This is a genomic window from Streptomyces sp. SID486 (assembly GCF_009865385.1).
Taxonomy (GTDB): domain Bacteria; phylum Actinomycetota; class Actinomycetes; order Streptomycetales; family Streptomycetaceae; genus Streptomyces.
The window spans coordinates 1-10,240 of record NZ_WWJT01000498.1 but is presented as its reverse complement, the minus strand read 5'-3'; the positions used below and the strand labels follow the sequence as shown (position 1 = coordinate 10,240).

Annotated in this window: 12 protein-coding genes; 4 read left to right on the top strand and 8 right to left on the bottom strand. The window is 72.3% G+C overall.

Features of this window, described 5'->3' with window-relative positions; all coding sequences use genetic code 11:
* The 6 genes from GT045_RS23350 to GT045_RS23325 form a co-directional block, all read right to left on the bottom strand.
* Positions 1 to 1,439: HAMP domain-containing sensor histidine kinase (locus GT045_RS23350; protein WP_161335326.1), on the bottom strand; the 1,439-nt coding region annotated here is incomplete at its 3' end.
* The gene (locus GT045_RS23345) at positions 1,436 to 2,170 is read right to left on the bottom strand and encodes a response regulator transcription factor (protein ID WP_161298349.1); all 735 of its coding nucleotides are present in this window, start codon (positions 2,168 to 2,170) and stop codon (positions 1,436 to 1,438) included. The genes GT045_RS23350 and GT045_RS23345, both read right to left, overlap by 4 nt.
* 153 nt (positions 2,171 to 2,323) lie before the next feature.
* The gene (locus tag GT045_RS23340; RefSeq protein ID WP_161298350.1) at positions 2,324 to 2,542 is read right to left on the bottom strand and encodes a hypothetical protein; all 219 of its coding nucleotides are present in this window, start codon (positions 2,540 to 2,542) and stop codon (positions 2,324 to 2,326) included.
* A 45-nt stretch (positions 2,543 to 2,587) separates the two neighbouring features.
* On the bottom strand, positions 2,588 to 3,610 hold the full coding sequence (locus tag GT045_RS23335) for a trypsin-like peptidase domain-containing protein (RefSeq protein ID WP_161335325.1): 1,023 nt from the start codon (positions 3,608 to 3,610) through the stop codon (positions 2,588 to 2,590).
* A gap of 219 nt (positions 3,611 to 3,829) precedes the next feature.
* Positions 3,830 to 4,855, bottom strand: a complete 1,026-nt coding sequence (locus GT045_RS23330; RefSeq protein ID WP_161298352.1) for a LacI family DNA-binding transcriptional regulator — start codon at positions 4,853 to 4,855, stop codon at positions 3,830 to 3,832.
* 94 nt (positions 4,856 to 4,949) lie between these two features.
* Complete coding sequence (locus GT045_RS23325; protein WP_161298353.1) at positions 4,950 to 5,729, bottom strand: response regulator transcription factor; 780 nt, start codon at positions 5,727 to 5,729, stop codon at positions 4,950 to 4,952.
* A 179-nt stretch (positions 5,730 to 5,908) separates the two neighbouring features.
* Here GT045_RS23325 and GT045_RS23320 point away from each other — a divergent pair, with 179 nt between their 5' ends.
* The 3 genes from GT045_RS23320 to GT045_RS23310 are packed head-to-tail and all read left to right on the top strand — an operon-like array spanning position 5,909 to position 8,416.
* Positions 5,909 to 6,805, top strand: a complete 897-nt coding sequence (locus tag GT045_RS23320; protein WP_202528817.1) for an alpha/beta fold hydrolase — start codon at positions 5,909 to 5,911, stop codon at positions 6,803 to 6,805.
* A gap of 48 nt (positions 6,806 to 6,853) precedes the next feature.
* Positions 6,854 to 7,108 carry a MoaD/ThiS family protein gene (locus tag GT045_RS23315; RefSeq protein ID WP_161298355.1) on the top strand — a complete coding sequence of 85 codons (255 nt, stop codon included), beginning with the start codon at positions 6,854 to 6,856 and terminating at the stop codon, positions 7,106 to 7,108.
* 3 nt (positions 7,109 to 7,111) lie between these two features.
* Positions 7,112 to 8,416, top strand: coding sequence for a hypothetical protein (locus tag GT045_RS23310; RefSeq protein ID WP_161335324.1), 1,305 nt, complete (start codon positions 7,112 to 7,114; stop codon positions 8,414 to 8,416).
* On the opposite strand, the gene GT045_RS23305 is transcribed toward GT045_RS23310, so the two are convergent.
* Positions 8,417 to 8,695 (bottom strand): DUF397 domain-containing protein, encoded by a 279-nt coding sequence (locus GT045_RS23305; RefSeq protein WP_161335323.1) that lies wholly within the window; start codon positions 8,693 to 8,695, stop codon positions 8,417 to 8,419.
* Positions 8,668 to 9,519, bottom strand: a complete 852-nt coding sequence (locus GT045_RS23300; protein ID WP_161335327.1) for a helix-turn-helix transcriptional regulator — start codon at positions 9,517 to 9,519, stop codon at positions 8,668 to 8,670. Before GT045_RS23300 ends, GT045_RS23305 begins: the two co-directional genes overlap by 28 nt.
* Before the next feature lie 166 nt (positions 9,520 to 9,685).
* On the opposite strand from GT045_RS23300, the gene GT045_RS23295 reads away from it, so the two are divergent.
* The gene (locus GT045_RS23295; RefSeq protein ID WP_161287697.1) at positions 9,686 to 10,087 is read left to right on the top strand and encodes a hypothetical protein; all 402 of its coding nucleotides are present in this window, start codon (positions 9,686 to 9,688) and stop codon (positions 10,085 to 10,087) included.
* Positions 10,088 to 10,240 lie beyond the last annotated feature (153 nt).

The window sequence follows — 10,240 nt, the reverse complement described above, 5'->3', positions numbered from 1 at the left end:
GTCTCCGGCGGCGGGACCGGCGCCCCCGGCAGGCGGACCGTCGCCACCGTGCCGCCGCCGTCCGCGCGGGCCAGGGTGACCTCGCCGCCCGCCTGCTGGACCGTACGGGCGACGATGGACAGGCCCAGGCCGGAGCCCGGCAGGGCCCGTGCGCTGGGGGAGCGCCAGAAGCGGTCGAAGACGTGCGGGAGTTCCTCCTCCGCGATGCCGGGCCCGTGGTCGCGGACGGTCAGCGCGCCCTCGCTCAGCCGCACCTCGACCGTGCCGCCCTCGGGGCTGAACTTGACCGCGTTGTCGAGGATGTTGACGACCGCCCGCTCCAGCGCGGAGGGCTCGGCTCGGACGAACCAGGGCTCCAGGTCCGCGGTGAGGGACAGCTCCGGGCCGCGCAGCCGGGCCCGCCGCAGGGCCGCCTCGACGGTGTCCTGGAAGGCGACCACCTGCACCCGCTCACCGCGCTGCCCCTCCGAGCGGGACAGCTCCTGAAGGTCACCGATGAGCGCGCCCAGTTCGGTCATCTGCGCCTTCACCGAGGCGAGCAGCGCCTTGCGGTCCTCCGGCGGGAGCGGCCGGCCCGTCTCCTCGCTGCGGGTGAGCAGTTCGACGTTCGTCCGCAACGACGTCAGGGGGGTGCGGAGTTCGTGCCCGGCGTCGGCGATCAGCTGCTGCTGCAGCTCGCGGGAGCTGGCCAGCGAGGCGGTCATCGAGTTGAACGACCGGGACAGCCGGGCGATCTCGTCCTCGCTGTCGTCCTCGACGGGGATGCGGACGCTCAGGTCCTCGGTACGGGCCACGTGCTCCACGGCCTCGGTCAGCTCGTCGACCGGGCGCAGCCCGACCCGGGCCACCGCGAGCCCCGCGGCACCGGCGCCGACGACCCCGATGGCGGACACGAGGAGCAGGATCAGGGCGAGGTCGTTGAGGTTCTTCTGGGTGCTCTTCAGCGGTGCGGCGACGAGCACGCCGACACTGGGCCCCCGGCCGCCCTCCGGGGTCGTGGTGGCGAGGACCGGCTTGGTGAGCACCCGCAGCTCGTTGCCCTGGGTGTCGGTGCCGTTGCGCAGGTAGGCCGTGTTGACGTCCAGGTTCCGGATCTCCGACTTGTCGACCTCGGTGACCTTGATCCTGCCGGAGGCGCCGCCGAAGAGGCAGACCTTGCCGTCCTCCGTGACCACCTGGGAGTACCGGTCCCCGAAGAAGTTGTCGCCCGACGGGGTGTCCGAGCAGTGGGCGAGGGCGGGCAGCAGCTGGTCCGGCTGCGTGGTGTTCCGCAGGGACTTCTGCAGATCCTTGTCGAGCTGCTCGTACAGCTTGCGCTCCACGATGAACCAGCACGTCACCGACACCGCCGCGACCGCGAACGCCACCGCCGCCGCGACCAGCATCGCCAGGCGGGCCCGGATCGGCAGGGCGCGGTAGCGGCGTGCCAGGTGCCTCACTCGGCGCCGCCCTGCCTCAGGACGTAGCCCACTCCGCGCACGGTGTGGACCAGCCGCGGCTCGCCGCCGGCCTCGGTCTTGCGGCGCAGGTACATCACGTACACGTCGAGGGAGTTGGAGGAGGGCTCGAAGTCGAAGCCCCACACCGCCTTCAGGATCTGCTCACGGGTGAGGACCTGCCGCGGGTGTGCCATGAACATCTCCAGCAGGGTGAACTCCGTGCGGGTCAGCTCGACCTGCCGGCCGCCGCGCGTGACCTCCCGGGTGGCGAGGTCCATGCGCAGGTCGCCGAAGGTGAGCGCCTCGTCCTCCTGCGCCTCGGCGGACACCGTCGTCGCGTACGAACTGCGGCGCAGCAGGGCACGGATGCGGGCGAACAGCTCGTCCAGTTCGAAGGGCTTGACCAGGTAGTCGTCGGCGCCCGCGTCGAGGCCGGTCACGCGGTCGCCGACCGTGTCGCGGGCCGTGAGCATCAGGATCGGGAGGGTGTCCCCCGCACCCCGGATGCGACGGGCCGCCGTCAGGCCGTCCATGCGCGGCATCTGGATGTCCAGCACCACCAGGTCGGGCCGGTAGGCGGTGGCCTTGTCCAGGGCGTCCGCCCCGTCGACGGCGACCTCCGTGTCGTACCCCTCGAAGGCGAGGCTGCGCTGCAGTGCCTCGCGTACGGCGGGCTCGTCGTCGACGATCAGGATGCGCTGGGGGTCACGGTCGCCTTCGGCGGGGCTCATCGCTCGCGATTCCTCGGGGTGCGGTGGTCGGTCGGTCGGCTGCCTCTCAGCGTGCCACGTCCCGGGGTCCGGTGGGCGGCACGCGGGCCGGACCCCGGGGCCGGGTGGGCGGCACACGGGCCGGACTCCGGGGCCGGGTGTGGCACGCGGCCGTCAGGCGCGGACCGTGCTCAGGCGGTGCAGCGGCACCTTGCGGCGGTGCGGGCGGGCGGCGGAGGTGCGCAGGCCCATCAGCTGGGGGACCGGGTTCACGGCCACCTCCGGGGCCCGGGGCGCCGGCACGGGCACGTGCAGCTCGGACACGATGGACAGGGCCAGGGTGAGACCGGCCGGACCGCGTTCTGCCTTGTGGTGAGGAACGTGCTTGATCATGACCTGCTCCTTGCTGTCTCTCGCGCGCACTGCCGCGCTGTGGTGCTAGCTGTCGGAGCCCGCCCGCAGTTTCGCCAGGTCGGACTTGACGGTGTTGACGGGGATGGCGAAGCCGAGGCCGATGCTGCCCGCGTCCGAGGACGAGGACGCCTGGGAACCTGACGAGTACATCGCCGAGTTGATGCCGATCACCTGGCCGGCGGCGTCGATCAGCGCACCGCCGGAGTTGCCGGGGTTCAGGGAGGCGTCGGTCTGGAGGGCCTTGTAGGTGGTCGTGGACGAGCCGGTGTCGCCGTTGAACTCACGGCCGCCGAACTGGAACGGCCACTGACCGTCGCCGCCCTGGCCCTGGCCCTGTCCCTGGCCCTCGTCGGTGGACACGGTGACGTCCCGGTCGAGGGCGGAGACGATGCCGCTGGTGACCGTGCCGGTCAGGCCCTCGGGGGAGCCGATCGCCACGACCGAGTCGCCGACCTTGACGTCGTCGGAGTCGCCGAGTGCCGCCGCCTTCAGTCCCGAGGCGCCCTGGAGCTTGATCAGCGCGAGGTCCTTGGAGCTGTCGGTGCCGACCACCTCGGCGGTGTAGCTCTTGCCGTCGCTGGTGCGCACCTTGATCGAGGTGGCGCCGGCGACGACGTGGTTGTTGGTGACGATCTCGCCGTCGGAGGTGACGACCACGCCGGAGCCGGTGGAGGAGCCGCCCGCCAGGGTCGCGTTGACCTCGACCACGCTGGGGCTGACCGCGGCGGCTATGGCGGCGACGTCACCCTTCTTGGCGGTCGGCACCACGGTGGTGCTGCCGCCGGCGGTGGCGACCGTGTCCTTGCCGGTCAGCTCCTGGAAGGCGTACGCCGTGCCGCCGCCGACCGCCGCCGCCACGATCGCGACCGCGGCGAGGAGGGCGACGGGCCCCCGGGTGCGCTTCTTCCCGTGCGGAGCCTGCGCCGTGCCCGGCCGGTGCGGGGGCGGGGGCGGCCACTCCGGGTTCACGGGGTGCACGGGGTGCACGGGGTCCACCGGCGCGGAGTAGGAGTACGGCTGCTGGTAGGTGCCCTGGCTCTCGGTCATGACAAAAGACTCCCCCGCGACCATGAGAGCTTCCTGAGGGCACCCTGAGAAGCCCGGCAGAACCTCGTTTGCCCGATATAAAGAACGGTCCGAAGGGCCGGGGGGGAGGGACGGGGGAGCCCGGACGAAGGGTCGGGGCGAAGGGGCCGGGGCTGTCCGGCGAAGGGTCCGGGGCTGTCCGGCGAAGGGCCCGGGACCGTCCGGCGAAGGGCCCTTCGGTCAGCTCGCGCAGCCGCAGCTCGTGCGTACCACCAGCCGCGACGGGAACGTCTTCAGCCGCTCACGCCGCGATCCGGGGATCCGCAGCCCGTCGTCCAGCACCAGGTCGACCGCCGCCCGGGCCATCGCCGAGCGGTCGGAGGCGACCGTGGTCAGCGGCGGGTCGGCGAGCGCGGCCTCCTTGATGTCGTCGAAGCCGGCCACCGCCAGCTGCCCCGGCACGTCGATGCGCAGTTCGCGCGCGGCCCGCAGCACGCCGATCGCCTGGTCGTCGGTGGAGCAGAAGACCGCGGGCGGCCGGTTCGGGCCGGCGAGGACCTCCAGGGCCACGCGGTAGGCGTCGTAGCGGTTGTACGGCGCCTCGAACAGCCGGCCCTCGGTGGACAGCCCCGCCTCGGCCATGGCCCGCTTCCAGCCCTCGACGTGGTCGGAGACCGGGTCGCCGACGGCCGGCGTCTCCGCCGTACCGCCCATACAGGCGACGTAGTCGTAGCCGTGCTCCAGCAGGTGGCGCACGGCGAGCTGGGCGCCGCCGAGGTCGTCCGTCACCACGGCGACGTCGTCGATGGCCTCCGGACGCTCGTGCAGCAGCACCACCCGGGCGTCCCAGGCGTCGATCTCGGCCGCGGCCAGGTCGTTCAGGGCGTGCGAGACGAGGATCAGACCCGAGACGCGCATGCCGAGGAAGGCACGCAGATAGTGGACCTCGCGCTCGCCGATGTAGTCGGTGTTGCCGACGAGGACCATCTTCCCGCGCTCGGAGGCGGCCTGTTCGACCGCGTGCGCCATCTCGCCGAAGAACGGCTGGCGGGCGTCCGGGATGATCAGACCTATCAGGTCGGTGCGCCGGGAGGCCATCGCCTGGGCGACGCGGTCCGGGCGGTACCCCAGCTCCTTGATCGCGGCGAGGACACGCTCGCGCGTGGCCGGGGCGACCGGCCGGGGTCCGTTGTTGATGACATAGCTGACGACGGCGGTCGAGGTCCCCGCCAGTCGCGCCACGTCATCCCGAGTCACCTTGGCCACGCGCGGAGTCTACGCGGATTGACCCGCCCTGGGCAGGGCGTATCACAGGGCGGCCGGGTGAGGGGAGGGCGCCGTCCGGGCCCTCGTGCGGGGGCTACGCCTCCGCGTGGGCCTCCACGCCGTCCAGCACGGCGGATGCGTCCGCATCTTCCCGCTTTGCCCGGCGGGACTTGCCCTTGGCGTCCTCGGCCGACCGGTCGGGCTTCTCGGGCGTAACGAATCGATAACCGACGTTCCGGACGGTGCCGATCAGCGACTCGTGCTCCGGGCCGAGCTTGGCCCGCAGCCGCCGTACGTGCACGTCGACCGTGCGGGTGCCGCCGAAGTAGTCGTACCCCCACACCTCCTGCAGCAGCTGGGCGCGGGTGAAGACGCGGCCCGGGTGCTGCGCGAGGTACTTGAGCAGTTCGAACTCCTTGAAGGTCAGGTCCAGGACCCGCCCCTTGAGCTTCGCGCTGTACGTGGCCTCGTCCACCGACAGGTCACCGTTGCGGATCTCCATCGGCGAGTCGTCGTTGACGATCTGCTGCCGGCCCATGGCGAGCCGCAGCCGGGCCTCCACCTCCGCGGGGCCCGCGGTGTCGAGGAGGACGTCGTCGATGCCCCAGTCGGCGGTGACGGCGGCGAGTCCGCCCTCGGTGACGACGAGGACCAGCGGACAGCCGGGGCCGGTGGACCGCAGCAGCTGGCACAGGCTGCGCACCTGCGGCAGGTCACGCCGCCCGTCGACCAGGATGACGTCGGCGCCGGGCGTGTCGACCAGGGCGGGTCCCTCGGCCGGGGCGACCCGCACGTTGTGCAGGAGCAGACCGAGGGCCGGGAGCACCTCCGTCGACGGCTGGAGGGCGTTGGTCAGGAGCAGCAGAGAACTCATACGTCTGGTTCCTCCTCGGTCCCTGCGAGGACGCGTGCGGACGGGCACTGCTCTGCGATCCCGGGGCCCCGTACACCGGCGGTCACCTGAGGTTTCCCGCTGCGTATACAACGCTTCCGAAAGCACAAAAGGACCCGGGGGCTTCGCTGCCCGAGTCCTCTGCCAGCAGAATAGCCCACATGAGCAACCGTCCGGCGGGTCATGTGGCATGTTCCACCGTTCGTCCGAATCGCGAGACGGGCGGACGGGCCCCTATCCGGACGTTTCTGCGCACGCCGGACGGCCTTCTGGTCGAATCCGTATACGACCCGGGTACGGCTGTATACGAAGCGGATCCGCACGCGCCGGACGCCTCCCCTTCGCCCTCCGTTCCCGCCGCGGTTCCCTCCGCCGGTTCCTCCGTGCGCGACCTGGTGTTCGTGGTCGCGCACGGCTTCACCGGGGACGTGGACCGGCCGCACGTACGACGGGTGGCCGGTGTCCTGCGCGCGTACGGCGCCGTCGTCACCTTCTCCTTCCGCGGCCACGGCCGCTCCGGCGGCCGGTCCACGGTCGGCGACAAGGAGGTGCTGGACCTCGCGACCGCCGTGGAGTGGGCCCGCGGCTTCGGGCACGCGCGCCTGGTGACCGTCGGCTTCTCCATGGGCGGCTCGGTGGTCCTGCGGCACGCGGCCCTGCACCCCGGCGCGGTCGACGCCGTGGTCTCGGTCAGCGCGCCGGCCCGCTGGTACTACCGGGGCACGGCGCCCATGCGCCGCCTGCACTGGCTGGTCACCCGCCCCGAGGGCCGCCTGGTCAGCCGCTACGGACTGCGCACGCGCATCCACCACCGCGACTGGGACCCGGTGCCGCTGGCGCCGGTGGATGCGGTCTCCCGGCTGGCCCCGACCCCCCTCCTCGTCGTCCACGGCGACCGCGACGGCTACTTCCCGCTGGACCATCCCCGGATGCTCGCCGAAGCGGCCGGCGACCACGGCGAACTCTGGGTCGAACCGGGCATGGGCCACGCGGAGCACGCGGCGGACGACGCCCTGCTGGCCCGGATCGGGGACTGGGCGGCTGCGGCGGCGGGCTAGCCTGGCCCCGCACAGACTTTCTTTCCCAGCCGTCGATTGAGGATCGAGATGCCCAAGGTCACGGTGCGCTACTGGGCCGCCGCGAAGGCCGCGGCCCAGGTCGCCGAGGAGCCGTACGAGGCGGACACGCTGGCCGACGCGCTGGCCGCCGTGCGCGCGCGCCACCCCGGTGAGCTCACGCGGGTGCTCCAGCGCTGCTCCTTCCTCGTCGACGGCGATCCCGTCGGGACCCGCGCGCATGAGACGGTACGGCTGGCCGAGGGCGGCACGGTCGAGGTGCTCCCGCCGTTCGCAGGAGGGTGAGCGATGACCGACCAGCCTTACCAGGGCGGCCCGTACGAGGGCTACGACCCCTATCAGCAGCAGCACTGGCCCGCCCAGGAGCCGCAGTACGGGCAGCAGCCCGGACACGATCCGGAACTGACCCAGCAGTGGCAGGGCCAGACCTGGGAGACGCAGACGCACGCGCCGGTGCAGGCGCCGGAGACGGCGTACCTGCCGCGCCAGGAGCAGCAGCCGCACCCGCAGCAGGCGCCTCAGCAGCAGCCCTACCAGCAGCACCAGCAGCAGTCGCAGCAGGAGCAGCCTTACCAGCAGCACCAGCAGCAGCCGTTCCAGGAGCCGCACTACCAGCAGCAGCATGAGCAGCAGGCGCGGTACCAGCAGGGGCAGCAGGTCCCGGAGCCGCACGCGCAGCAGTACGGGCAGGAGCACAGCGCGCACCAGCCCTACGCGCACGCCCAGGCCCCGGTGGTGCCCGCACCGGTGGCGGAGTCCCCGGAGGAGCCGGCCGAACCCGCAGGGGCCGCCGCCGGGCCCGCCTACGGACCCGCCACCCTCGCGGGCAACGCGCGGATCACCGACGCCCAGCGGGCGCGTCTGGAGGGCCGCTCCCCGGTCATCGAACCCGGCATGCAGCCGGCGCTGCTCACCGCCGGACTGGGCCTGCTGCTCGCCGTGGCGGCCCCCGTCACCTCGTACGCCCTCGTCGTACCGCTGGTGCTGCTCCAGGCCGTGACGGCGGCGGGCTGGTTCCGGCTGAACGGCATGTGGCCCGCCCGGCAGGGCATCGCGCTGGCGTTCGCGGGCGCGCTGACCGCCGACGCGGCGGTCCTGGCCACCGGCCGCGACCACGCGCTGGTGGCCATCCTGGGCTCGCTCGGCCTGTGGGTCCTGCTCTCCCTCGCCCTCCAGCTGCGCTCGCACGCCTCGCCGGACGAGCGGATGTACGGCCTGATGGCGACGGTCGCCTCGGCCGCGCTCGCGGTCCTGGCGACGGGTTTCCTGGCCGCCGACCCGCACGCGGTGTCGGTGGGCGCGGCGGCGGTGGCGGTGGCCGTGCTGGCCCGCGCCCTGCCCCTGCCGACCCCGGCGTCGGTCGTGGTCGCCCTGCTGGCGGCGGCCGGCGCGGGCATCGCCGTGGGCGGCATGACCGACTTCGGCACGAAGGGTGCGCTGCTGGGCGGGGCCGCCGCGGCGTGCGCGCTGATCGGCCACCGGGCGGCGAGCTACGACTACCCGTCCCGCTTCGTCCACTTCACCGCGGGCGTCTCGCTGCCCCTGTCCGCGGCGGCACCGGTGGTGTGGGTACTGGGGCGGGCGCTGGGTTAGTCAGGCGTCGCGCTTGACGCCGTCGACGAAGGCCGCCCAGGCGGCGGCCTGGAAGACGAGCGCTCCGCGCGCGGGGGCCTTGCTGTCCCGTACGGGAACGAGGGAGGGGAAGCCGTCGGAGACTTCGAGGCACTCACCGCCGCTTGTGTTGCTGTAGCTGCTCTTGCGCCAGTCGGCGGCGCGGAGGAGGTCGTCGGAGACTTCCAGGCACTGGCCGCCGTCGGAGTTGCTGTAGCTGCTCTTGCGCCACGTCACGTTGCTGAGATCGATGGCTCGCACGTCGCTTCCTCCAACATTCGCAGGATGAACTTCCGCGATTCGGCCGGGGACAGGGCCGTATCGCGCACCGCATCATAAGCGCGCTGGAGCCGCTCAACCTTGCTTGGTTCTGGGATCAGTTCGCCGTGTACGTCGTTCTCGGCGTATGCCACGGTACGGGTGTCCAGCAGCCGGAGGAACATCAGGTCCGTGCTCGCGAGGCCATGAAAGTTGGTACAGAACGGCAGTACTTGGAGGGTGATGTTCGGGCGTTCCGACATCTCCACCAAGTGCTCCAGTTGCTCCCGCCACTCGCCCCGGTTGGGCAACGGTGTTCGCAGGACGGCCTCGGAGAGGATGCTGCGGAACGGCGGCGCCTCGCCTCCCTCCAGCAACTCCCGGCGACCGATGCGGGCTTCGACCTGCTGTTCCAGCTCCTTTCCCTTGATCCCGCCCGCCGCCAACGCTTCGCGTGCGTACGCATCGGTCTGCAGAAGTCCCGGCGGCCTGCTCACGCCGTAGTGCCAGAGGCTGACCGCCTCCGACTCCAGCACCATGTACCGCCGGTACTGCTCCTTGAACTGAGTCGGGTCCGCCAGCGCCAACTCCCACAGCGTCACCAGCAGACCCGGTGTCCCGTAGTACTGGTCCAGCGCCTGTACGACTTCGGGGCCGCCCAGTGTCTGTCCGCTCTCCATCTTGCTGAACAGGGACGAGTCCCACCCCACCTCCTTCGCGAGGTCCCGCAGGCTCAGTCCGCGCTCGCTCCGCAGGCGCCGTAATTCCTCGGCGAACCGACCCCTCGGCTCCTGACTCCGCCCCGTGACCACCAGTCGCTGCGGCATCGTGCTCCCGTTGAATTTGTTGAATTTGATCGGCCCCGCGTTGAATTTGGGCCCCTCACCAGCCCAAACGCGATTTTGATGCGCCATGCTCGTGGGTATCCGAACACGCAGCGTAGCTCCACGTACGCGCTGCGTTCAGGTGTTCATGGAAAGGAGCTGGCCAGTGATGGCAACGACGTCGGAGCCCTACGAGCCCGGACGCCTCCTCTACGACCCCGTCACCGACAAGGTCGGCGAGTACCGGGACCGGGCCGGTCCCTACGTGCTGCTGCGGCCCGTCGGCGGGGGAGTGGAGTGGCAGGCCGATCCGGGGTCGGTGCGGCCGGCCACGGACCGGGAGCGGATCGGCGCGACCGTCCGGGCCGTCAACCACCGGGCCCGGACACTGCCGTCGCTGCCCGCGCCCCTGGACGACGCGAGCAGGCCGCCGCGTCCGGTCCCCGGCTGCGCCTGCTGTCTGGAGCTGGCGGAGCGGCGGGAGGCCGCCCGGGAGGCGCACGACCGCAGCGCCGAGAGTGACGCGAACGTGCTGCTGCGCCAGCACCAGCGCAAGGAGCACCGCGCGTGACGGCCGGGGGCCTGCCGTACGAGGCGTGCCGGCGGGCGCAGCGGGAGCACCCGCGGCCGGGCGGCCGGGCGGATCCGTGGCCCGCCTACGCGCTTCCGCCGTTCCACCCCGGCGCGTACGGCGGGCGGGAGGCGCGCGGGACGGCCGTCGCCC